General features: G+C 65.1%; 19 protein-coding genes. 8 read left to right on the top strand and 11 right to left on the bottom strand.

The window, feature by feature from the left end:
* Positions 1-84 precede the first annotated feature (84 nt).
* On the top strand, positions 85-372 hold the full coding sequence (locus tag D9V28_RS14225; protein ID WP_121660405.1) for a helix-turn-helix domain-containing protein: 288 nt from the start codon (positions 85-87) through the stop codon (positions 370-372).
* A gap of 2 nt (positions 373-374) precedes the next feature.
* Here D9V28_RS14225 and D9V28_RS14230 read toward each other — a convergent pair whose 3' ends face one another.
* Positions 375-983, bottom strand: coding sequence for a hypothetical protein (locus D9V28_RS14230; RefSeq protein WP_121660406.1), 609 nt, complete (start codon positions 981-983; stop codon positions 375-377).
* Between the two features lie 283 nt (positions 984-1,266).
* On the opposite strand from D9V28_RS14230, the gene D9V28_RS14235 reads away from it, so the two are divergent.
* The gene (locus D9V28_RS14235; protein ID WP_183086546.1) at positions 1,267-1,803 is read left to right on the top strand and encodes an Rv3235 family protein; all 537 of its coding nucleotides are present in this window, start codon (positions 1,267-1,269) and stop codon (positions 1,801-1,803) included.
* 54 nt (positions 1,804-1,857) lie between these two features.
* Here D9V28_RS14235 and secA read toward each other — a convergent pair whose 3' ends face one another.
* The 6 genes from secA to mtrA all read right to left on the bottom strand — a co-directional run bounded on the left by secA (position 1,858) and on the right by mtrA (position 10,524).
* Positions 1,858-4,665 (bottom strand): preprotein translocase subunit SecA, encoded by a 2,808-nt coding sequence (secA, locus tag D9V28_RS14240; RefSeq protein ID WP_121660438.1) that lies wholly within the window; start codon positions 4,663-4,665, stop codon positions 1,858-1,860.
* A 219-nt stretch (positions 4,666-4,884) separates the two neighbouring features.
* The gene (hpf, locus tag D9V28_RS14245; protein WP_121659755.1) at positions 4,885-5,550 is read right to left on the bottom strand and encodes a ribosome hibernation-promoting factor, HPF/YfiA family; all 666 of its coding nucleotides are present in this window, start codon (positions 5,548-5,550) and stop codon (positions 4,885-4,887) included.
* Between the two features lie 110 nt (positions 5,551-5,660).
* Entirely contained in the window at positions 5,661-6,356 is a 696-nt protein-coding gene (locus tag D9V28_RS14250) for a ComF family protein (RefSeq protein WP_121659756.1), read from the bottom strand.
* An 87-nt stretch (positions 6,357-6,443) separates the two neighbouring features.
* Positions 6,444-8,135, bottom strand: coding sequence for an LpqB family beta-propeller domain-containing protein (locus tag D9V28_RS14255; RefSeq protein WP_121659757.1), 1,692 nt, complete (start codon positions 8,133-8,135; stop codon positions 6,444-6,446).
* Positions 8,132-9,829, bottom strand: a complete 1,698-nt coding sequence (mtrB, locus tag D9V28_RS14260) for an MtrAB system histidine kinase MtrB (protein ID WP_121659758.1) — start codon at positions 9,827-9,829, stop codon at positions 8,132-8,134. Before mtrB ends, D9V28_RS14255 begins: the two co-directional genes overlap by 4 nt.
* Before the next feature lie 5 nt (positions 9,830-9,834).
* The gene (gene mtrA / locus D9V28_RS14265) at positions 9,835-10,524 is read right to left on the bottom strand and encodes an MtrAB system response regulator MtrA (RefSeq protein WP_121659759.1); all 690 of its coding nucleotides are present in this window, start codon (positions 10,522-10,524) and stop codon (positions 9,835-9,837) included.
* A gap of 194 nt (positions 10,525-10,718) precedes the next feature.
* On the opposite strand from mtrA, the gene D9V28_RS14270 reads away from it, so the two are divergent.
* The 5 genes from D9V28_RS14270 to D9V28_RS14290 all read left to right on the top strand — a co-directional run bounded on the left by D9V28_RS14270 (position 10,719) and on the right by D9V28_RS14290 (position 16,594).
* On the top strand, positions 10,719-12,071 hold the full coding sequence (locus D9V28_RS14270) for a DUF7847 domain-containing protein (RefSeq protein ID WP_121659760.1): 1,353 nt from the start codon (positions 10,719-10,721) through the stop codon (positions 12,069-12,071).
* The gene (locus D9V28_RS14275) at positions 12,062-12,748 is read left to right on the top strand and encodes a DUF4129 domain-containing protein (RefSeq protein WP_229728077.1); all 687 of its coding nucleotides are present in this window, start codon (positions 12,062-12,064) and stop codon (positions 12,746-12,748) included. The genes D9V28_RS14270 and D9V28_RS14275 overlap by 10 nt, the downstream gene beginning before the upstream one ends.
* Positions 12,745-13,989, top strand: a complete 1,245-nt coding sequence (locus D9V28_RS14280) for a DUF4350 domain-containing protein (RefSeq protein ID WP_121659761.1) — start codon at positions 12,745-12,747, stop codon at positions 13,987-13,989. The genes D9V28_RS14275 and D9V28_RS14280 overlap by 4 nt, the downstream gene beginning before the upstream one ends.
* Before the next feature lie 67 nt (positions 13,990-14,056).
* Positions 14,057-15,286: an AAA family ATPase gene (locus D9V28_RS14285; RefSeq protein WP_371870009.1), complete on the top strand. Its 1,230-nt coding sequence runs from the start codon at positions 14,057-14,059 to the stop codon at positions 15,284-15,286.
* Positions 15,287-16,594 carry a DUF58 domain-containing protein gene (locus D9V28_RS14290; RefSeq protein WP_121659762.1) on the top strand — a complete coding sequence of 436 codons (1,308 nt, stop codon included), beginning with the start codon at positions 15,287-15,289 and terminating at the stop codon, positions 16,592-16,594.
* Between the two features lie 243 nt (positions 16,595-16,837).
* Here the strand turns inward: D9V28_RS14290 and D9V28_RS14295 are convergent, their stop codons facing one another.
* From D9V28_RS14295 to D9V28_RS14305, 3 genes are all read right to left on the bottom strand, one after another.
* Entirely contained in the window at positions 16,838-18,304 is a 1,467-nt protein-coding gene (locus D9V28_RS14295) for a catalase (protein WP_121659763.1), read from the bottom strand.
* 79 nt (positions 18,305-18,383) lie between these two features.
* On the bottom strand, positions 18,384-18,821 hold the full coding sequence (locus tag D9V28_RS14300; RefSeq protein WP_121659764.1) for a Fur family transcriptional regulator: 438 nt from the start codon (positions 18,819-18,821) through the stop codon (positions 18,384-18,386).
* A gap of 164 nt (positions 18,822-18,985) precedes the next feature.
* Positions 18,986-19,981, bottom strand: coding sequence for a stage II sporulation protein M (locus D9V28_RS14305; RefSeq protein WP_121659765.1), 996 nt, complete (start codon positions 19,979-19,981; stop codon positions 18,986-18,988).
* Positions 19,982-19,998: 17 nt separating this feature from the next.
* On the opposite strand from D9V28_RS14305, the gene D9V28_RS14310 reads away from it, so the two are divergent.
* A complete protein-coding gene (locus D9V28_RS14310; protein WP_229728074.1) occupies positions 19,999-20,850 on the top strand; it encodes an RDD family protein in 852 nt (283 codons plus the stop codon).
* 348 nt (positions 20,851-21,198) lie between these two features.
* On the opposite strand, the gene ahcY is transcribed toward D9V28_RS14310, so the two are convergent.
* Positions 21,199-22,689 (bottom strand): adenosylhomocysteinase, encoded by a 1,491-nt coding sequence (gene ahcY, locus D9V28_RS14315; RefSeq protein ID WP_121659766.1) that lies wholly within the window; start codon positions 22,687-22,689, stop codon positions 21,199-21,201.
* Positions 22,690-22,704: the final 15 nt, after the last annotated feature.

Consider the following 22,704-nt stretch of genomic DNA (forward strand, 5'->3'; position numbering starts at 1 on the left):
TTCCATCGTGCCAATTTTTGGGCAGTCGTGAAAAAGTTATCCACAGCTACGTTCGCCACAGGACATCGCGCCCATAATCGACGTATGGACACGGTCTCTTCCGACTCCGTCGGCCGCTTCCTCACCGTCGCGGACGCTGCGGACATCCTCAACATCTCAGCGGCAGAGGTGATCGAGCTGATCCGCACAACGGAGCTGCCCGCTATCAGCGTCGGAGCTCCAGGCCGGTGGCGGATTGAACGTGTGCAGCTTGAGGCGTACATCGCTGAAAAGTACGAGGAAGCTCGCCGGATGAGCCTGTGGGAAGAGTCCGACATCGCGAGCCTGCCGGAGATCGCGCGCGGCACGATCTTTCGGCCGAAGCAGGACTAGCGCTACAGGCGGAGGTAGGCGAGCTGGCTGAACGGGATCAGGCGCTGGTGCGCGACGTTCCGTTCACGCCGCGGCTGCCCCGGCTCGTGGACAGCGAGGTCGAAGTGGTCACGCCCGACCCGGTCGATCGTGCCGGAGTGCACAGCGGATACGGCGTTTGCGCAATGCACCTGCACAAAGGCCCGCCGGCGACAGAGGTCGCGCAGGGCGAAAGCGATCCCGATCCGATCGGTGAGCCGCGGATCACTGTCCGGAACCTCGGGCACGTCAAGGCTCCGAGCGAGCACCGACTTCGGGACCAGGATGGCCGCAATCGCGTTCATCGAAACGAGGACAGCGCCCGAGTCCGCTCCGGCGGTTTGGGCGTCAGCGGAGAACCAGTCCCTGCCGAAGGTCTGGGGCAGAAGAGCCAGTGTCTCCCCCGTCACAAGTTCCACGGTGACCGGTTGTCGCTCACGACCGCCTCCGCGACTGAAGGTGGAGATTCGCTCGCGCAGAGCGAGCCGCCCCAATCTGTGCCGATATTCTTCCGCGCGTAGATCGGTCTCGTCGGAGTGCAGCTCGTGCTCGAGCTGGCTTTCAAGATCGTCGAAGAGGCTGTCCCACCGCATGCTGGAAGGGTACACAGTTCTACACAGCAAAACGTGAGTTATCCACAGATTTGTGATGCGGGGTTTACACCTCGCAACACCGCTGAGAGAGTAACGTTCCACAACTTCATTTTCCGATCCCCGGTTTGCTCCGGGGATCTGCTGACGCAGGTCTCGCGTGGACCCGAAACACTCGTCCTGTTGCGCTGGCGTCTTGCCCCGTGGCCGCCATCACCGGCTGTGAGCCGGTTCTCGAGCCTGCTCGATGAAGAGCACAGACAGTCATCTTTCAACGGAGCCACGCATGAGTATTCCGTTCTCCGGCGAGCCAGCCGCGACCCCTCGGAAGCCGGCGGATGCACACCGACCGGCTTCACAACGCCGGCCGAATTCGCCGCCAGGGAGCGCAGGAACGAACGCTTCACTCCCAACCGACGGTCCGGGGACGAACCACTTCGATTCTGAGGGCTACTTCGGCCACCAGGCCACCCCAACCGAACAGCTCCCGCCGCCTGAGCCACTTCTCGAGAACCTGACCCGCTGCGTGATGGAGGTGCTCCGCGGCGCCCGAGACATCGACCAGCTCGGCAGGTGGATCAGCGAAGACGTCTACAAACATCTGCTGAAACGCCAGTTGATCTCGGCGCGGGCACGGCAGGTGAAGGGTGTTCCTGCGACTCGCCCTGTGCTCGTGATCGGCCGGATCACCACAAGTTCTCCACGCGACGGCGTCGTCGAGGCCGTGGTGATGGTCTACGAAAAACCTCGCGCCAGGGCCGTCGCCATTCGACTGGAGGGCGTCGACAGGCGCTGGCGCGCGACCTCGATCGGCGTGCTCTAACGAAACGGCCCCGGCTCCCTCGAAAGGGAGCCGGGGCCGTGTGCTCGTCAGCTGCTACTTCTTTTTACCTTGCGCGCGGCGGTCGGCACGGTTTCCGCCGGCCGGCGGGACCGTTGCACCCTTCTGACCGAACGCTCCACGTTCGGCGGGAGCATCCGAGGCGTCGTCGACGACCGGGGCCAAGCGGGCGGCGTTCGCCTGCTTGGCGCGAGCTGTCGCTGCCTTCTCGATCTGGCCCTTTTGGTTGCGCACCTCAACGTCACCGGACTCGGTGGCTGCCGAGTAGCTGAGTTTCTCCTCCTCGCCATCGGGCCGGGTGAGTCCCTTGGCCTCGACAGAGGTGACTTCCTCGCTCGCGCCCTTCTTCACTTCAACCTCGAGGTTGAACAGATATCCGACGCTCTCCTCGCGGATCTGCCCCATCATCTGCTGGAACATGCTGAAGCCCTCGCGCTGGTATTCGACCAGCGGGTCACGCTGCGCCATGGCGCGCAGGCCGATGCCGTCCTTGAGGTAGTCCATCTCGTAGAGGTGGTCGCGCCAGCGGCGGTCGATGACCTGGAGCACCACACGACGTTCGAGTTCGCGCATCGCAGGCGCGCCGAGCTGTTCCTCACGGCGGCTGTACGCGAGCTTGGCGTCTGACAGGATTTCGCGGCGCATGAAGTCGCGGTTGATCTTGCCCTTCTGCCCGGCTTCAGCAACCACCTCGTCGATGGTCAGGCTGATCGGGTACAGCGTCTTGAGGTCGACCCAAAGCGCGTCGAAGTCCCAATCATCACCGTTGCCCTCGCCGACGTGAACGTCGAGCACCTCATCAATGACCTCTTCGAGGAACTTCTGCGTGCGCTCGTGCAGGTCGTCACCCTCAAGGATGTGGCGGCGGTCTGCGTAGATTGCCTCGCGCTGGCGGTTAAGGACATCGTCGTATTTGAGGACGTTCTTGCGAATCTCGGCGTTACGCGATTCGACCTGCGACTGGGCGCTGCGGATGGCACGGCTGACCACTTTGGACTCGATGGCCATGTCGTCCGGCACTCCGCCGCGGCCCATGAGCGCTTCGGCGGCAGCCGAGTTGAACAGGCGCATGAGGTCGTCGGTCAGTGACAGGTAGAACCGGCTCTCTCCGGGGTCACCCTGTCGACCTGAGCGGCCGCGGAGCTGGTTGTCGATACGGCGAGACTCGTGGCGCTCGGTACCGAGGACGTACAGCCCGCCGGCGTCGATGACCTTGTCCGCCTCTTCCTGGACCTTGTCCTTCACAGCGGTGAAGACGTCGTCCCATGCCGTTTCGTACTCGTCGGGCGTCTCGCTCGGGCTGAGGCCCTTGGCGTTCATCTCCTGCACGGCGAGGAACTCAGCGTTACCACCGAGCATGATGTCGGTACCACGTCCGGCCATGTTGGTGGCAACGGTCACCGAACCGAGTCGGCCTGCCTGCGCGACGATCGCTGCCTCGCGAGCGTGGTTCTTCGCGTTGAGAACCTCGTGGCGGATGCCCTTCTTGGCGAGCAGGCGGGAGAGGTACTCGCTCTTCTCGACGCTTGTCGTTCCGACGAGGACTGGCTGGCCCTTCTCGTGACGCTCGGCGATGTCTTCAACGACCTGCGCGAACTTCGTCTCCTCGTTCTTGTAGACGAGGTCAGACTGGTCGATGCGACGCATCGGCCTGTTCGGCGGGATCGGAACCACACCGAGCTTGTACGTGGAGACGAATTCCGCAGCCTCGGTCTCGGCAGTACCGGTCATGCCGGAGAGCTTCGAGTACAGGCGGAAGTAGTTCTGCAGGGTCACCGTGGCGAGGGTCTGGTTCTCGGCCTTGACCTGAACCCCTTCCTTCGCCTCGATGGCCTGGTGGATACCCTCGTTGTAGCGGCGGCCCATGAGGATACGACCGGTGTGCTCGTCGACGATCATGACCTCGCCGTTCATCACGACGTAGTCCTTGTCCTTCTTGAACAACGCGTTCGCCTTGAGCGAGTTGTTGAGGAACGAGATCAGTGGCGTGTTGGCTGACTCGTACAGGTTGTCGATGCCGAGGTAGTCCTCGACCTTTTCGATGCCCGGCTCAAGCACGCCGACCGTGCGCTTCTTCTCGTCGACCTCGAAGTCCTCACCCTCGATGAGGATCTTGGAGAGGCGCGCGAATTCGTTGAACCAACGGTTCGCTTCCCCTGAGGAGGGTCCGGAGATGATGAGCGGGGTACGCGCCTCATCGATGAGGATGGAGTCGACCTCGTCGACGATGGCGAAATAGTGACCGCGCTGAACGAGGTCCTTGGACTGCCAGGCCATGTTGTCGCGCAGGTAGTCGAAACCGAACTCGTTATTCGTTCCGTAGGTGATGTCTGCGTTGTACTGTTCGCGTCGCTGCTCAGGCGTCTGCCCTGCAACGATCACGCCGGTGGTCATGCCGAGAGCGCGGAAGACGCGCCCCATCAGCTCTGACTGGTACGTCGCCAGGTAGTCGTTCACCGTGACGATGTGCACACCCTTGCCTGCAATGGCGTTCAGATAGGCGGGGAGGGTCGCGACGAGGGTCTTGCCCTCACCGGTCTTCATCTCGGCGATGTTGCCGAGGTGGAGGGCCGCGCCGCCCATGATCTGCACGTCGAAGTGACGAAGACCAATGGTGCGCTTCGACGCTTCACGAACGGCCGCGAAGGCCTCTGGGAGAAGTTCGTCGAGGGTCTCGCCCTTCTCAAATCGAGCCCGGAGTTCGCCCGTCTCGGCGCGCAATTCCTCATCGGTGAGTTCGGCGAAGTTGGGTTCGAGCGAGTTGACGGCTTTCGTCAGGTTCTCGAGCTTCTTGAGGATCCGGCCTTCGCCGACGCGAAGAACCCTCTCTAGTACTGAGGCCACGAATTGCACTCCACTTTTGTCTCTAGGGCACGCGAGTTTCGCGCCACCGCGCCGTGTGCGCGGGTGATGATCAACAGTCAGTCGATAACGCTATCCATGTTAGCGTCCAGTCCGGTGGGAGCACCCTGATAACAACAGGCAATCACCCCCAAAAGTGTTCACGCGGGTGCCGGGAATTCCGGCACCCGCGTGAACAACGGTCGAGTGATCCCTGCGGATCTACGCTCGCTTCTTCGATTCCGTTGTGTCCTCGTCGAGCCCGATGACTCCGTAGTCCCAGCCCTTTCGGCGGTACACAACGCTTGGCCTGTCGTTCTTGGCATCAACAAAGAGGAAGAACGGGTGGCCGACGAGTTCCATGCGGTCGACAGCTTCATCGACGGTCATGAACTCGGCCGGGAATACCTTCTCCCGGATAACAACCGGGCAGTATTCCTCTTCGGTGTTCTCCTCATTCTCATCGACCGCCGTCAGCACACCGGTGGCTACGCGTTCGATGGTCTCAGGGTCAGCGGGTTGCAGGTCGATTCCGCTGAATCCTTCAGCACTCGCTGTCGAGAGTGATGTTCGCCGTTTCCCCCTCAATACTTTCTTTCGATCTTTCGCTCGACGCACTTGCTCGAGCAGTTTTGCAATTGCCAGATCAAAGGCAACGTACTTGTCTGAACCCGCCGCTTCGGCTCGAACGAGTGGGCCTGGACCGACGAGCATCAGCTCGACCCGGTCGTCTCCGGCCTTACCGCTCTTGTCGTGGTGACGGCTGACCTTGACCTCGAATGCGAGGGCTCGGTCTGACAGGTGGGCTACTTTCGCTGATTTCTCCTCGACGTAATCGCGGAAGCGATCAGTGAGTCCCAGGCCTTGTCCGACAATGTTAATTTCCACGTCAACCTCCCAGATCAGGCGTCCCGCCGCATAATCATGGGCGGTCCTTTCGCGCCTTTAGCCCCACGGTAGTCCGCGGGGGGAGATAAGTCACTCAGCAAACTGTGTGGTTACGGCCGGGGTAGAATGCGCCGTGGCGTCGCGGCGAGCACCACCCCACCGAGGACTCGTGCACCCGATTGCTCGAGCGCTCGACGCGCTTCGAGCAGCGTTGCGCCGGTGGTCACGACGTCGTCGACGATGAGGTAGCAGCGCCCCGTCGCGCGGTTGCGTGCGCGGAGCGATCCGGTCAGATTGCGCTGTCTGCCGGCGATTCCCAACCCGATCTGGTCGTCCGGCTGTCGGACGAGGGCGAGCGGATGCTCCGCGGCGAGGCGCGCATTAGCCACGAGCCTGTCGACGGGCCGGTATCCCCTTCTCCGGTAGGCGGACCGGCTCGATGGAATCGTGGCGAGCGTCACATCGGCCACGGTGCCTGCCCGAGCGGGCAGCTCAGTGAGGGCCCGGTCGAACGCCGAGCGGAGAAGGCCGCCGAGCGCTGCGGCAACGTCTGTCCGCTGCTCATTTTTGAGTGCGAGGAGAGCACGACGAACAACACCGTCGTAGTCTGTCGCCGCCCACACCGGAAACCCGTCGTCGAGCTCACGAACTGCGGGAGGTTTCGGAACGCTGGCCAGACAGGCGTCGCAGAGCGCGGCATCCGCTTGCCCACAACCCACGCAGGCAACCGGGAGAAGCACCCCGATCGCCTCGCGAAGGGCTCGGCCGACGACCTGCGCGACCGGGGTGCTGTCGGAGACCTCCATCCGCTTAGCTTTGCGCGCGCAGCGATCGCGGAACCGGGAGTTGCACGATCGGGGGAAAGCCCGCCGTGCAGCCCGGCCTGTGGACAGTTAGCTCGGGCTCCCAAGCTGGGTGGCCAGGAACGCCACCCCGCTCGCGGTTGTCTGCCAGAGCGACGTGCGCAGTACCCGCACGTCACCCGCAGACGACAGCGCACGAAGTTGCTTGGTCGTGTTTCCCCCAACGATCTGCACGGCGTCGTCGAGGGTGGCCAGCCGCGTCGATTCTCCGCCGATCACCTGGGTGACGACCTCGCCCCGACCGTCGGACGAGCTCGTCAGGGACGCGACGGTGATCTCGTCGATCCAGGTGGCGGAGAGGCCAGCGCCGTCACCGACCGCGAGCACGAGCGGATCGCCGAGGCTGACCGGGGTGTTGTCTGCGGCGCGAGCGATGCCGGCAACGAGGAGCCGGGGTTCGCCAGCCGTGCGGACCAGGGCGAGGAGCCTTGTGCCATCCCGCGACACCTGGATGGACTGGATGCTCGACGCGTCTGGCCAGCTCGACATCACCGGTGACTGCGAACCGTCTGCGCGGATGGCCAGGAGCGAACCTGGCTCGCCCTCCGGGACACTCCAGATGAAACCGAATCGATCGAGTGACGGGGCGATGAGACCCGCCCTGCCGTCGACGCGAAGGCCTGAGGTTTGCGACTGCCGCACGGCGTACACGCCGTCCGGCGTTCTGACCGCCGCGAGCGAGTGACTCGGGTTGACGACCGCCGCCGTTGCGCTGAGTGCCTCGATCTGCGGGCTGATGCCGGGGAGCCGCTCGACGGCGCCGCCGCTGAGGAAACCGAAACCGTCCTCGGTCATGGCGAGCGGCCGCGGGTCCACCCGTGGTCCTGGGATCGCGAGCACCGGGATGTCCTGAACGTTGCCGCTCACCGCGATGCTGACCGAGTTGATGGTCGACACACCGCTGAGACTCGCGGAGAGCTGCGCCTGCATGCGCTGCAGCGTCAGATCGTCTGCTTCGAACGCCTCACTGTTGAGGTCAACCTGCGCCACGTCACTGACGATGGGCACGGCGTTGCGGGTCAGCTGGGTGCCCTCGGGGAACGCCGATGTCACAGCGCCGACAAGCCACTCGCTTGGCCCGTCGAGCAGGGCGTTGACGATCTGTGTTCCCGTCGACGCGCGCGATGGGAACCAGCGCAGGTCGGGGACGAGGTGCGTCCATGACGGGTCAAAGAAGCTCAGTGCGTACGGATTGAAGACCTCGCTGAACTTCTGCTCGTCGAGCACGACTCCGTCCGGTGCTGAGTTGATCCGCCACTGGCCGTCCACCTGCACGAGCGCGAACACCCGGGTGGTCGGTTGCAGGTCGCTGAACTCGACGTACTCCCCCGACCCGTCGACAGATGCGACAGGCACAAGGCTGACCTGCATGGTGAGAGCGTCCACCGAGGTGAATGCTCGCTGGTTGGCCTCGTCGATGAGCGCGCTCGCGTCAGGGTTCCAGGTCGATTGGATCGACGGCGAGAGGTACTCACGTGCTGTCGCGTAGTCGTCGCGCGGGCTCGAGGCCGCGTCGATGAAACCGCGCAGGATCTGCTCCTGCGTCGCGTCCTTCTCGGGTCCCTGGGCGAGGAACTCGATCTCCGGGTCCTCGTCGGTCGGAACGACCTGCCCGATCTGCGGTGCACCCGATTGCGGGATGCCTGCACAACCGGTGACGAGGACGGCCAGCGCGAGCGCCAGCCCAGTCGCGAGGGTGCTTCTCAGCCGCCTGCGGGTCATGAGCGTTCCTCTCTCACTTGCGTCGGAGCATCCGCTCGATCGATCGCGGGGGAAGGACCGTCCGCGTCCTCGGGGGGAAGCGGGAGCGGCGACACAGAGAACTCGCCGCCAAGCACGCGCGGCAGGGTGAGCCGGAAGCACGTGCCACCGCCGACCCGTGTCCACAGGTCGAGAGTTCCTCCGTGCAGTTGCGCGTCTTCGAGCGCGATGGCGAGGCCGAGGCCGGTGCCGCCGATGGTGCGTTTGCGCGACGGATCGGCCCGCCAGAACCTGTCGAAGACCCGCTCGGAGTCGGCCTCGGTCATTCCGTGCCCGTAGTCACGGACGGTGAGAGCGACGGCCTGCTCGTTGCTGTCGACCACCACGACGATCGGGCGTCCTTCGCCGTGCTCGATGGCGTTGCCGAGGAGGTTCCGAACCACGCGGCGGATGCGCCGCGGGTCGGCCTCGACAGGCGAGTAGCCGCCCGGCGCGACAAGTCGGATCTCTGACCCCTTCTGCTCGGCGAGCGACGCAACACCATCGATGGAGTCCTCGGCCAAGTGAATGAGGCTGGTCGGCTCGATTTCAAGCTGCACAGACCCGGCGTCGTACCGTGAAATTTCGAGCAGGTCGGCGAGCAGCACCTCGAAGCGCTGGGTTTGGGTGTGCAGCAGCTCGGTCGTGCGGGCCATGGCAGGCGGATAGGTGTCGCGCTGGTCGTAGAGCACGTCGCCCGCGAGCCGGATCGTGGTGAGCGGGGTGCGGAGCTCGTGCGAGACATCGGACACAAAGCGCTGCTGGACCTGGGACAGGTCGGCAAGTTCCTTGATCTGCTTCTGCATGCTGTCGGCCATGCCGTTGAACGACTGAGCGAGCGTCGCGAGTTCATCCTCGCCCTTTTCAGGAATTCGAACCTCAAGATCTCCGGATGCCAGTCGCTGGCTGGTCTCGGCCGCCACACGAATCGGGTTGGCAACGAGGCGCACAACCACCCAGGCGACGGACGCCAGGAGGATCAGGAGGGTGAGCCCGCCGATGAAGAGGGTGCGTTGAACGAAGAGCAGCGTCTCCTCGGTGTCGACCAGGTTGTAGCCGATGTAGATTTCGTACCTGCTGCCCTCAGGCAGGGTGATTTCGGTTCCGACCACGATGCCGGGGTTGGTTCCACCGTTCGACGCCGGAAGTGAGACCGACTGCCACCACTGTTCGTCAGGGTTCTTCTGCACACTCGCGCGGAGGGCGTCGCTGATCACCCCGCTGAGCTGGGGGCTCTCGAAGTCCTGTGGAGCGACGGCGCTCGGCGATTGGCCCGGTGTGCGGTAGCCGGCGATGAGGGTGGAGCTTGAGGCGCGGGCGATCTCGGTGCGCGCGGCGCTCATCAGCTCCTGGATGCCGGCCCGGTCCTGGTCGCTCGAGGAGTCGAGGATGTTCTGGGCAGACGATGTCGCACGGAACGAGTCCTGCTGCACCTGGTCGACGCGGGAGGAGAAGAGGTCGTTGCCGATCGACAACGACATGTAAATGCTCGAAATGAGCACGGCGGCGAGCGACAACCCGAGGGTGACGATGACGGTGCGGAACTGCAGCGACCGTCGCCACGAGCGGACCACCCGGGTTGGCCAGGTCCTCCAGTTCGCGAGTCGCGCTCCGGCGACCCCTGCGTTGGCGCCGTACCCCGCTGGGCTCGCCGTCGATTCCCGGCTGAACACCATGCCAGCTATTGCGCGGCGGCGCCGGTGCCGGCGCGGTAGCCGACACCTCGAACCGTCATTACGATGCGCGGGTTATCAGGGTCGAACTCGACCTTGGCGCGGAGGCGCTGCACGTGCACGTTGACCAGGCGGGTGTCTGCCTTGTAGTGGTAGCCCCACACCTGCTCGAGCAGCATTTCGCGGGTGAATACCTGTTGCGGCTTCGACGCCAGGGTGAGCAGCAGGTCGAACTCGAGGGGGGTCAGGTTGATGGCTGTGTCGCCACGGCGCACCTCGTGCCCGGCGACGTCGAGGACGAGGTCGCCGATCTGCAGCGTGTCCAGGGCCTGCTGCGGTGCTGGGCGCAGCCGGGTGCGGATGCGAGCGACGAGCTCCTTGGGGTTGAACGGCTTGACCATGTAGTCATCCGCCCCTGATTCGAGCCCCTTGACCACATCGGCCGTGTCGGTTTTGGCCGTGAGCATGATAATCGGCACGCCCGATTCCGCACGAATGCGGGTGCATACCTCAATGCCGTCGATGCCAGGAAGCATGAGGTCGAGAAGAACGAGGTCGGGCTTGACCTCGTGGAAGGCGTCAACTGCGCCACTTCCGTCGGCGCAGAAGTGTGGCTCGAAGCCTTCGGTTCGCAACACGATGCCGATCATCTCGGCCAGTGCTGTGTCGTCGTCGACCACCAGGATCCGTGCGTTCATACGCCTCGTTCTCGTTTCTTCGACCGGCTTTGGGCATCCGGGCGCTCGGTACTCTGGAACAGATTACTGGCTCCAGCCGGGGACCTTCTGATGAACAGCATTTTTCCACGGTCCGGGCGCAGGATCGGAGGTGTGCGGGAGCTGGATATGCCACGATGAACGAAGGCAAGTTTTCGCTACGAGGGGGCCACTGAGTGACTCACGACCAGAACTGGCAGGCACCGGGATCGGCTGAAGAGCCGCCCCGCTATGGCGAGCGCGTTCCGCAATCGCCGCCAGCACCGCAGCAGGCACCGCAGAGCCAGCAACCGCCTGCCGGTCAGCCGCAGCAGTACCCGCAGGTGAACCCCCCTTCTGGCGCGAACCCGTACGGCCAGAACCCCTACCCCTCACAGCCCTCAGGGCAGGGTCAGTACGGCCAGAATCCGTGGGGCCAGCAACCGTACGGCGCTCCGCAGTTCTCCCAGCCCGGCTGGACCCCTCCCCCCAAACCGGGGCTCATCCCACTTCGACCGCTTGGATTCGGCACCCTTCTTGGGGCTCCTTTCCTCGCTCTCAAGCGCAACCCCAAGGCGACATTCGGCAGTGCATTACTTGTGCAGGCCATCAGCGTCGTGATCAGCCTTCTGGTGATTGGCGCCATCACGTTCTTCTTTGTGTCCCGGATCAGCTCCGCCTCGGCCGAGGATCAGGACGCGATCGCCGCTGGCGGTGTCGCCGCAATCCTGCTCGGCGCGCTCATTCCGTTCCTCATCACCCTAATCGGCACGGTCTTCCTGCAGGGGGTCATCGTCAATGAGGTCGCTCGGTCGACCCTCGGCGAGAAACTCACACTCAAGGCCGTGTGGAAGGCCACCTGGCCGAGGTTCGGACACCTGCTGCTCTGGGTTCTCGTGGCGACTGTCGCGTTCACCATTGTGCTCGCGGTCCTGGTCGGGATCGTCTGGATGCTCGTTGTGCTCGGCGGCGGGTTTATCGCGGCCGGTATCATCCTGGCCATCCTCGCCGGCATCGCCCTGATCGTCGTCGGGGTCTGGCTGAGCATCAAACTGTCGATCGTCCCGAGTGTGATCGTTCTCGAGCGCGCGTCGATGGGAGCCGCGATCCGCCGGTCATGGCGGCTCACCGACGGCTACTTCTGGCGCACCCTCGGCGTTCAGTACCTCATCGCCTTCATCGTCGGAACTGTGTCGCAGGTTGTTCTCACCCCGGTGAGCGTGCTCTATGTGATGGCGTTGTCAGCCGTCGACCCGACGGGAACAAGTGCCGAAAGCTGGGTTGGCCCTCTCGTGCTTTACGCGATCATGATTGTTCTGTCCCTGCTCGTCGGGTCGATCACTTCCGTGGTTTCATCGGCGGCCATCGCCCTGATCTATGTCGACCTGCGGATGCGTAAGGAGGGGCTCGACCTCGAGCTGATCCGGTTCGTTGAGGCGCGGCAGACCGGAAACGCAACGGTTGAGGACCCCTATCTTCTTCAGGCGAGCGGCCGTCCGACGCCGATGGGGCAGGCCGGGCCTGCCGGGTCTGGTTCGCCGTGGGCCTAGCTGGCGCGTGGGGTGTGCCTGGCGGAGCACCGCTCGACGTGCCCGTCGACCCGACGGCGCCCGAGGCGCGGGACTGGTTGGTCGACGAGTTGTCGAAGCCCGAGTATGCCGCGGCGCAGCCGAGCCTGTTCGATCGGTTGAGCCAGGCGTTTTTTGAGTGGCTGGAGCGTCTGTTCCAGCCGGGAGCGTCAGTGCCGACCGACTGGGTTCCCGTCGCCATCGTGATCGCCATTGTGCTGGCGCTGATCGTCGCGCTTCTCGTCTGGGGTATGCCGCGCCTCAACCGCCGCAGCCGGGTGGCACAGGGCCTGTTCGGTGAGGATGACACCCGCACGGCCGACGAACTGCGCCGGTCTGCCGAGGGATTCGCCGCCGCCGGCGACTGGACGAACGCGACCCTCGACCGGTTCCGCGCGCTCGCTCGGGACCTCACCGAGCGCACCATCGTGTTCGTCTCCCCCGGCACGACGGCCCATGACTTTGCCGGTCGCGCCGCTGAGGCGTTCCCGGATTCCAGCGACCGCCTCGCCTCGGCCGCCCGCACTTTCGACGATGTGCGCTACCTCGGCACCGACGGAACCGCCGAGCAGTACCGGTTGCTCCGGGCGCTGGATGTCGAACTCTCCGCCCGCACACCGGCGCGGCTGGAGTCGATCGAAACGGAACCGGCCTCATGACCGGAAGGCTCCCAACCACGCGACCAGTGGCATCCGCTTCGCAAGAGAACCACGGTGACCAGGTCACCACGCCGCGGGCTCGCACCGTCGCCCGCCGCTCCGTTTTCTGGATCGGAGTTGCGGTCGTGGCGATTCTCGTTGTCGCGGCCACGATGCTGCTCACGCGGGGTGGAGCGTCGAGCGGTATCGAGTTGGACCCGGCGAACCCGGCACCGACCGGGGCGAAGGCCACGGCCGAGGTGCTGCGCGACCAGGGGGTCGACGTGATCCTGCCTGGCAGCTACGGCGAGGCGATGCGTGAGGCGAAACGGCAGGGCACAACTCTGGCCGTCTTCGACCCGAGCGGATACCTCACTGACGAAAGGCTCTTCGACCTCGTCAGCACAGCGGATTCAACCGTGATTCTCGCACCGACCTTCGCGCAGCTGCGGGTGGTCGCCCCTGACGTGTTTGCGGCGGGTGTCAGCGACGAGCCTGGCGCACTGGACGCGGACTGCGACCTGCCCGCTGCCGAGCGGGCACAAACGATCAGTCCAGGCGCCACCTTCCGGGTGAATTCCGAAACGGATGCCATTACATGCTTCCCCGCGGACACCGACGGTTTCGCTGTGGTGCAGTTGCCGGAGCAGAACGGCACGCTCACCCTGGTCGGCCCGTCGGAACTGGTCAGCAACGAGTCAGTGATTCTGCACGGCAATGCGGCGTTTGCGCTCGGGCTGCTCGGCGAAACCGGCCGTCTCGTCTGGTACCTTCCCTCGATCGCCGACGTTGAGGCATCCGGCCCGCCAGACGTTGCCCAGCTGACCCCGAACTGGCTTGTTCCGACGACGTCGCTGCTCGCGCTGACCGCGCTCGTCGCCATGTTCTGGCGTGGGCGCAGGTTCGGGCCGCTCGTCGCCGAGAACCTCCCAGTCACCGTGCCTGCCGGCGAAACGCTCGAGGGTCGCGCCAGGCTCTACCAGCGAATCTCCGCGCGCACCCGCGCGATCGACGCGCTCCGCATTGGAGCGGTTGGCAGACTCGGCCGCGTGCTCGGGCTGTCCCGTCACGCCACGGTTTATGAGGTAGCGGATGCCTGCGCCTCGGCACTCGGACGGCCTCGCGACGAGATTCGCGGCGTCCTGGTCGATATCCTTCCGCAGTCCGAACGCGACGTCGTGTCGATCTCGGACGCGCTTGCCAACCTTGAACGGGATACAGCGGCGGCCGTCGATCCACGACCGCCGAGCCGCCCGTCGTAACGTGGAGCCGACAGCCCCGCCGCCCCATTTCTCCCCCACCGACACTGACAACCGGAAGCAGAACTCGATGACATCACCGCAGCAGCCGTACGAGGGACACCAGCAGACACCGCACCAGGCGGTGCCGCCGAACCCGTATGCGCTTGTCGGCGAGCAGCAGGAGCAGACCCGCCGGTCGCGTTCCGCCCAGCAGGAGCAGGCTGCGCAGCACGAGCAGCCGCGAGTCGAGCAGCATGCCGCACCGGCGCAGTACGCCCAGCATGCGGAGCAGCAGGCTCAAGATCCGCAGGCTCAGCAGGCTCCGCCTCAGCAGCAGCAGCCTCAGCAGCACGGCGAGTCCGCCCGCGTGCAGGAGCTTCGGGGAAAGCTCGCTCAGGTGCGACGCGAGGTCGCCAAGAGCGTCGTTGGCCAGGAACCTGCCGTCACCGGACTGATCATCGCCCTGCTCGCCAAGGGGCACGTGCTGCTCGAGGGCGTCCCCGGTGTCGCCAAAACCCTGCTCGTCCGCACGCTCAGCTCGGCGCTCGACCTCGACACCAAGCGCGTGCAGTTCACCCCTGACCTCATGCCTGGCGATGTCACGGGTTCGCTCATTTACGACGCGAAGACCGGCGAGTTTGAGTTCCGCCGCGGCCCGGTGTTCACCAACATCCTGCTGGCCGACGAGATCAACCGCACACCACCGAAGACCCAGTCGTCACTGCTCGAGTCGATGGAGGAACGGCAGGTCAGTGTCGACGGTGTCACCCAGCCGCTCCCGACGCCGTTCATGGTGGCAGCGACCATGAACCCGATCGAATACGAGGGCACATACACGCTGCCGGAGGCCCAGCTCGACCGGTTCCTGCTCAAGCTCGTGCTCGACGTGCCCGAGCGAGAGCTCGAGGTCGAAGTGCTTCGTCGGCACGCGGCAGGCTTCAACCCGCGCGACCTCGCGGCGGCCGGGGTCACCGCTGTGCTCGGCGCCGATGACCTCGCCGACGCCCAGCGCGCTGCGGCAACCACAGGGGTCTCGACGGACGTGCTCAGCTACATCGTCGACCTGGCCCGCGCGACGAGGCAGAGCCCGAGCGTGCGGATGGGTGTCAGCCCCCGCGGAACGACAGCGCTTCTGGCCGCCGCCAAGGCATGGGCGTGGCTCAGTGGCTACTCCTCGGTCACCCCTGATCACGTCCAGGCCATGGTCCTGCCCGTTTGGCGGCACCGGCTCCAGCTTCGTCCAGAGGCCGAACTCGAGGGCATCGCCTCTGATGCGATCCTCCGCTCCATCCTCAGCTCCGTGCAGGTGCCGATCTAAATGACCGTCTCGGGGAGATTTGTCGCGCTCGTCGCCTTCGGCGTCGTCCCGGTGATCGTGCTTGGCTCATTCACCGGTGAGCCGGGCATTGTGCTGGGCCTGTGGCTGTTGTCCTGCGTGCTGATCGGCGTCCTCGATCTCTCGCTCGCGGCATCCCCCCGCCAGATCAGCACAGCGCGATCACTCCCATCACGCACACGGCTCGGCGAGACGGTGACGAGCGAGCTGTATCTCACGAACCGAGGAAAACGGACGCTTCGAGCAACGGTTCGGGATGCCTGGCAGCCGTCAGCTGGACCGTCAACGAACCGCAGCAGGGTCACCATTCCCCCGCGTGAGCGCCGGGTGGTTGCGTTGCAGTTGACGCCGTTCCGCCGCGGCGAACGGCGGGTCGAACACGTCACCGTGCGCTCAGCAGGACCGCTCGGATTGATGTCGCGCCAGGCGACGATGACATCGCCGGGACAACTGCGGGTGCTTCCGCCGTTCAACGCCCGCAAACACCTGCCCTCCAGGCTCGCCAGGCTGCGGGAACTCGACGGTGCAACCAGCGTGATGGTTCGCGGGCAGGGCACCGAGTTCGACTCGCTGCGTGAGTACGTCCGAGGCGATGACGTGCGGTCGATCGACTGGCGCGCGACCGCCCGTCGTCGAGACGTTGTTGTGCGCACCTGGCGTCCCGAGCGCGACCGCCGTGTGGTGATCGTCCTCGACACAGGACGCACATCGGCCGCACGCGTGTCAGACGAGCCGCGCATCGACACGGCGTTCGAGGCGTCGCTTCTCCTGTCAGCGCTGGCCACCCGCGCCGGCGACCGGGTCGACTTTGTCGCGTACGATCGCCGGGTCCGTGGTCGGGTGCAGGGTGCCACAGGGGCAGACCTGCTGTCGAAGCTCGTCGACTCCATGGCGGGCATCGATCCCGAGCTGATCGAGATGGACTGGGCTGCTGTCCCAGGGCAGGTCCGCAACATCACCACGCAGCACTCCCTCGTTGTGCTGCTCACCTCGATCGACGCGCCTGGTGCCTCGACCGGGCTGCTGTCGGTGCTGCCGCAGTTGACGTCCCGCCACACGGTAGTCGTGGCATCCGTCACCGATCCTTTCGCCCTCGAGGCCAGCCGCACGCGCGGCAACCGGGACGAGATTTACCTGGCCGCAGCCGCCGAGCGGGCGCTTCTCGACGTCTCACGGGTCTCGGCGGCGGTGCGCCAGCTCGGTGCTGAGGTCGTGACCGGGTCGCCGGAGGACCTGCCGCCCGCCCTCGCCGACACCTACATCGCGCTCAAGGCCGCCGGCCGGCTGTAGTCGGGCGCTCGTCCCCTCGCGCCGCCTTCCGTCGGCCCTCGCCACCGTCTGCCGCACGCCGCTCCCACGCCCGCCGCCACCTCGCCGCACCATTTACCAAAAAGTGTCGGCTGGTCCGCGTTCGGCACACATCACAGAGCCATTTTCGGCAAATGGATCGCGGCGACCGATGAAGCCGAGCGCTGAACCACGAAGGGCCCGACCTCCGCGCAATGCGGAAGCCGGGCCCTCAGTCAGCAGTGCTTAGACGGCGACGCTCGTTGCAGCGAGTGCAGCGCCGAGCTTCGAACCGAGCTCGATGTCGACGTTCGACCAGTACGCGATGGCGCGCGCACGGATCTCAGCGTTCTTCACTGCACCGACGTGACCGATGATCTGCGCGAGCAGGCGGGCCTTGGCCGCGTCGTCCATGACGTCGCGGTAGAGGGTTCCGGCCTGACCGAAGTCGTCGTCCTCGGGGTGCAGGGTGGCGGAGGTGCGCAGGAGCTCACCGTCGTTCTGCCATCCGGTCGATTCGGCAGCGCGTGCCGGGTCAGCGTGCGGGCCACCGAACGAGTTCGGGGCGTACCCGGGACGGTCGGCCGGCGGGAAGTCGATGCGCGCTGCGCCGTCCTTCGAGTAGCTGTTGACCTGGGTCTTCGCGGCGTTGACCGGCAGCTGCGCGTGGTTGACGCCGACGCGGTAACGCTGGGCGTCCGCGTAGGAGAAGATGCGAGCCTGCAGCATCCGATCGGGGCTTGCTGCGATTCCGGGAACGAAGTTCGCCGGGGAGAATGTCGCCTGCTCGATCTGAGCGAAGTAGTTCTCGGCGTTCTTGTTGAGCGTCATGGTGCCGACCTTGATCAGCGGGAAGTCGGCGTGCGGCCAGACCTTGGTGACGTCGAACGGGTTGAACCGGTAGGTCTTCGCGTCTTCGTACGGCATGACCTGAACGGACATCGTCCAGCTCGGGTGGTTGCCCTCAGCGATGTTCGTGTACAGGTCGTGCTGGTGGTAGTCAGCGTCCTGACCGGCGATTTCGGCAGCCTGGTCGGCGCTCAGCACAGCGATGCCCTGGTTGGTCTTGAAGTGGTACTTGACCCAGAAGCGCTCGCCGGCGGCGTTGATCCACTGGTAGGTGTGCGATCCGAAGCCGTCCATGTGGCGCCATGACGCCGGGAGGCCGCGGTCGCCCATCAGCCAGGTGACCTGGTGTGCGCTCTCGGGAGACTGGCTCCAGAAATCCCACTGCATGTCGTTGTTGCGCAGGTTCGAGCCCGGGAGGCGCTTCTGCGAGTGGATGAAGTCGGGGAACTTGATGCCGTCGCGGAGGAAGAACACCGGGGTGTTGTTTCCGACGAGGTCGTAGTTGCCTTCTGACGTGTAGAACTTGAGTGCGAAACCGCGCGGGTCGCGCCAGGTGTCGGGTGAACCCTGCTCACCGGCGACCGTCGAGAAGCGGGCGAGCATCTCGGTAGCCGTGCCCTGCTGGAAGAGGGCGGCACGGGTGTACTGCGACACGTCCTCGGTGGTCTCGAAAACACCGAACGCTCCACCACCCTTTGCGTGCACAACACGCTCCGGCACACGCTCACGGTTGAAGTGGGCGAGCTTTTCGGTCAGGTAGCTGTCGATCAGCGGGATCGCGCCGTCTGCGCCGACGGTGAGCGACTGGGAGTCAGCTGCAACCGGGGTGCCGGTGTTTGTGGTGGTGTACGAAGTATCGGACATGTATCTCCTTGGTGTTTCTGGGCGGGGCAGGGGGCAGCTGTCAGCCAGGGGTGCTGGCCGAAAGCGAAAGAGGGTGGGGTTAGCTGAGTGGCGCTGCGGCGCAATTGGGGCAGAGGCCCCAGTAGGTCACTTCGGCAGTTGTGAGGGTGAATCCGGATGTTGTGACTGGCGTCAAGCACGGAGCGTGGCCGACCGCACAATCCACGTCACCGATCGCACCGCACTTCGAGCAGACGATGTGATGGTGGTTGTCGCCGACGCGCAGTTCGTATCGCGCCGGGGAACCGGCCGGTTCGATCCGACGCACGAGACCGGCATCCGTCAACGCTCCCAGCACTCCGTAAATCGCCTGAACCGAGGTGTCGGGGAGTTCGTGCAAGACGATGTCGAAAACCGCCTGTGCATCAGCGTGTGGGTGCTTCTCGAGCGCGCGAATCGTCTCGACGCGCTGGTCCGTCGCACGGAGACCCGCCGAGCGCAGCAATTCGCGCTCAGGGCTGACTTCCGTGGGTGACATGTTCCCAGTCTAGTATCTATTTTGATTCATTCAAAACTACAGTGAAAAGTATCTCGGCAACGTCGCGAGCGACCTCAAAGGGCTGCGAGAAGGCGGATCCGACGCGAGTGGACGAGCACGCGTGAGAGGCGAGCGGATGCCACACCTAACGCATGCGGAAACGGTCAGTTCGCGTAGATGCGCCGGGCGCCAGCTTCAAAGGCAGCCAGGTCCCCGGTCTCCCCCGCTCGGTACGCACGTCGACCGACGACGAGCATATAAAAGAGGAACGCCCCGAGAGCCGCAGCGCCGAGTCCGATCTTCACGGGCCACGGCCACGGCTGCGGAGTGACGAACCCCTCGAGAATGCCCGAAACGAGCAGAACAAAAACGAGGCCGATCGCCACGGTGAACAACGCGCGGGCGTCTTCGGCGAGGGCCTGGCCGCGCGTGCGTTTGCCAGGGGCAACCCACGCCCAGAAGATTCGCAACCCGCCAGCCGCCGCAACAAAGATGGCCGTGAGCTCAAGCAGGCCGTGCGGCGCAATGTAGAGGAAGAACGTGTCACCCTCACCGAAGCTAAACAGCACTGCGGCGTTGAGCCCGAGGTTCTGCGCGTTCTGGAGGATCACGTACGGCACCCAAATGCCGGTGATGCCGAAGGCAATGCACTGCGCCGCTATCCAGGCGTTGTTGGTCCACACCTGGCCGGCGAACGACGCCGCGGGGTTGTCGGAGTAGTAGTTGGCGAAGTCCTCTTCAGCGACCCGGCGCAGTTCCTCGGTGCTGCCGAGGTTCGCGAGCACCTGCGGGTCGTTGAGCACCCACGCAGCCCAGAGTGCTGCAACGCCGACCGTGACGAGGGCGACGGCGAGGGTGAGCCAGCGCAACCGGTACAGCGCGGCGGGCAGTTGAAGCACAAAGAACCGCGGTAGCTGGCTGAGCACGTTGGCGCTGGCCGAGGTGAACCGCAGCCGCGACTTCGACAGCGTGACGCTCAGCCGGTCCCCGTGCCTGGTCGATCCGGCGGTGGTCTTGATCGCCGAGAGCTGAGTCGCTCCCGCCTGATAACGATCGATCAACTCGTCCGCTTCCGCGCCCGACAATGACCGCTTCGAGGCTAAAGCGTCGAGGCGGTCCCAGTCATTTCGGTGCGCGGCACTGTAGGCGTCGAGATCCATCTGATTAGATACTATTCATGACTGACTCCCCCGGCGTGCAGATGTCGGATCTGTCTGACTCCTCCCAGCTGATCACCGGTGAGGCGGTCGCGCTCGACGTCCAGTCAGCGAGCTTCATTCTGCGCGCGGCAGGCGCCATCATCGACTTTCTGGTTTCGGTGCTCGTCGCCGCCGGATTGCTCTGGCTCCTCGTCGTCCTGGCAACACAGGGCGTCGTCGACCAGTCAGCAACAACCGCGTTCTCCACGGCAATCATCGTGTTCAGCACCGTGGTTCTCCCGACGGCGGTCGAGACCATCGGCCGCGGCCGCTCCCTCGGAAAGCTCGCCATCGGCGCACGCATTGTCCGCGACGACGGAGGTGCAACCGGGTTCCGCCACGCCTTCATTCGCGCCCTCGTCGGCTTCTTCGAGATTTACATGACGCTCGGCGGTGTTGCCGCACTCACCGGCCTGCTCTCCACCCGCGCGAAGCGCCTTGGCGACCTGCTGGCCGGCACCTATGCCCAGCAGGAACGAGTTCCCCGCGCCGAGCCATCCGTCTACGGTGTTCCGCCTGTGCTGCAGTCGTGGGCAACGATTGCAGACGTGGGGCGGATGCCTGATCGTCTGACCCGCAGGATCGCCCAGTTCCTGGGTCAGGCAGCGAAACTCACGCCGGAAACGCGCTCGCGGTTGGCACGCGATCTGGCCGCTGAGGCATCCGTTTTCGTCTCTCCTGTCCCGAACGTCGACCCGGAGCTGTTTCTCTACGCGGTGTCTGCTGTTCGCCGGGATCGCGAGTACGCGGCGCACATGCTCGAGCAGCAGCGCCTGTCGACGCTGGCGCCTGTGCTCACCGGGCGCCCGCACGGGTTCCCTGAGCGGTAGCACCCGCGCCCCTCCCTCATTTCGTCGGTCCGTTAGGGCGCCAACACCCCCGAACCGCGCACTTCGAGACCGACGAACGATGCACACCCCCGCCCGCACAACTTCATCGGTCCGTTGCGACGCGAAACAACGTCGAACCGCACACCTCCGGACCGACGAACGACGCCCACCCCCGCCCGCACAACTTCATCGGTCCGTTGCGACGCAAAACGGCATTGAACGCGCACTTCCGGACCGACGAACGGCTGCACGCCACCGCCCACCTGCCACGACCGCCCAGCGCGCCCCCGCACACGCGAAAACGGCGCCGCCCAGCCGAAGCCGGGCGACGCCGTCGAAGGCGAACTCTTAGTAGCGGTAGTGGTCGACCTTGTACGGTCCATCCACGGTGACGCCGATGTAAGCGGCCTGCTCTTCTGAGAGTGTGGTGAGCTCAACGCCGAGTGCGTCGAGGTGCAGGCGCGCGACCTTCTCGTCGAGGTGCTTCGGCAGCACATACACGCCGACTGGGTAGTTCTCCTGGTGTGCGTACAGTTCGATCTGCGCGAGGACCTGGTTGGTGAACGAGTTGCTCATGACGAACGACGGGTGGCCGGTGGCGTTGCCGAGGTTCATCAGGCGTCCCTCGCTCAGCACGAGGATTGACCGGCCGTTCGGCAGGCGCCACTCGTGCACCTGCGGCTTGATCTCGACTCGCTCGGCGCCCTCGATCTTTTCGAGTCCGGCCATGTCGATCTCGTTGTCGAAGTGTCCGACGTTGGCGACGATCGCGAGGTGCTTCATGTTCAGCATGTGCTCGGTCGTGATGACGTTGAGGTTGCCAGTGCCCGAGACGAAAATGTCGACCTGGTCGACGACGCTCTCGATCTTGGCGACCTGGTAGCCGTCCATCGCGGCCTGCAATGCGCAGATCGGGTCAACCTCAGAAACGATCACACGGGCGCCCTGGCCGCGAAGTGCCTCGGCTGCGCCCTTGCCGACGTCGCCGTATCCGACAACGAACGCGACCTTACCGCCGATGAGCACGTCGGTGGCGCGGTTGAGTCCGTCTGGCAGTGAGTGGCGGATGCCGTACTTGTTGTCGAACTTGCTTTTTGTCACCGAGTCGTTGACGTTGATCGCCGGGAACAGCAGATCGTCGTTCCGGAACAGCTCATACAGGCGGTGAACACCCGTGGTGGTCTCCTCGGTGACACCCTGGATCTCGGCGGCGATCTTCGTCCAGCGGTCGGTCGATGTCGCGAGCGAGCGGCGCAGCAGCTCGAGGACAACCCGGCCCTCGTGGCTCTCGTCTTCAGCAGCTTCGGGCACAGCACCGGCGAGCTCGTACTTGCGGCCGTTGTGCACCAGCAACGTGGCGTCTCCACCGTCGTCGAGGATCATGTTCGGGCCGGTCCAGTCGGCGCCGGCAGCGGCAGCCTCCGCTGACCAGTCGAAGATCTGCTCGGCGCACTCCCAGTACTCCTCGAGCGTCTCGCCCTTCCACGCGAAAATCGGGGCGCCTGCTGGGGCGTCGACGGTTCCGGTCGGGCCGACGGCGATCGCCGCTGCGGCCTCGTCCTGGGTAGAGAAGATGTTGCAGCTTGCCCAACGCACCTGGGCGCCGAGCACTACGAGGGTTTCAATGAGAACGGCCGTCTGCACTGTCATGTGCAGCGAACCGGCGATGCGGGCACCGGCGAGCGGCTTCGACTCGCCGAACTCGGCGCGAAGGGCCATGAGTCCCGGCATCTCGTTCTCGGCCAGACGGATCTGGTGGCGGCCTGCCTCGGCAAGCGAAAGGTCACGGACCTTGAAAGGAAGTGCAGTAGCGGATGCGGCGGGTGGGGAAAGCGTCATAACTTCATTCTCGCA

Origin of the sequence: Mycetocola zhadangensis (genome assembly GCF_003668565.1) — a bacterium.
Lineage (GTDB): Bacteria > Actinomycetota > Actinomycetes > Actinomycetales > Microbacteriaceae > Mycetocola_A > Mycetocola_A zhadangensis.

Bases quoted from the DNA above. Each gene is read 5' to 3' on its own strand.
- D9V28_RS14305 (WP_121659765.1), bottom strand. From the start codon at position 19,981: ATGGATCTCGACGCCTACAGTGCCGCGCACCGAAATGACTGGGACCGC.
- D9V28_RS14300 (WP_121659764.1), bottom strand. From the start codon at position 18,821: ATGTCACCCACGGAAGTCAGCCCTGAGCGCGAATTGCTGCGCTCGGCG.
- D9V28_RS14250 (WP_121659756.1), bottom strand. From the start codon at position 6,356: ATGGAGGTCTCCGACAGCACCCCGGTCGCGCAGGTCGTCGGCCGAGCC.
- D9V28_RS14285 (WP_371870009.1), top strand. From the start codon at position 14,057: ATGACATCACCGCAGCAGCCGTACGAGGGACACCAGCAGACACCGCAC.
- D9V28_RS14295 (WP_121659763.1), bottom strand. From the start codon at position 18,304: ATGTCCGATACTTCGTACACCACCACAAACACCGGCACCCCGGTTGCA.
- D9V28_RS14235 (WP_183086546.1), top strand. From the start codon at position 1,267: ATGAGTATTCCGTTCTCCGGCGAGCCAGCCGCGACCCCTCGGAAGCCG.
- D9V28_RS14225 (WP_121660405.1), top strand. From the start codon at position 85: ATGGACACGGTCTCTTCCGACTCCGTCGGCCGCTTCCTCACCGTCGCG.
- D9V28_RS14280 (WP_121659761.1), top strand. From the start codon at position 12,745: ATGACCGGAAGGCTCCCAACCACGCGACCAGTGGCATCCGCTTCGCAA.
- D9V28_RS14255 (WP_121659757.1), bottom strand. From the start codon at position 8,135: ATGACCCGCAGGCGGCTGAGAAGCACCCTCGCGACTGGGCTGGCGCTC.
- D9V28_RS14290 (WP_121659762.1), top strand. From the start codon at position 15,287: ATGACCGTCTCGGGGAGATTTGTCGCGCTCGTCGCCTTCGGCGTCGTC.
- mtrB (WP_121659758.1), bottom strand. From the start codon at position 9,829: ATGGTGTTCAGCCGGGAATCGACGGCGAGCCCAGCGGGGTACGGCGCC.
- D9V28_RS14310 (WP_229728074.1), top strand. From the start codon at position 19,999: ATGACTGACTCCCCCGGCGTGCAGATGTCGGATCTGTCTGACTCCTCC.
- mtrA (WP_121659759.1), bottom strand. From the start codon at position 10,524: ATGAACGCACGGATCCTGGTGGTCGACGACGACACAGCACTGGCCGAG.
- ahcY (WP_121659766.1), bottom strand. From the start codon at position 22,689: ATGACGCTTTCCCCACCCGCCGCATCCGCTACTGCACTTCCTTTCAAG.
- D9V28_RS14230 (WP_121660406.1), bottom strand. From the start codon at position 983: ATGCGGTGGGACAGCCTCTTCGACGATCTTGAAAGCCAGCTCGAGCAC.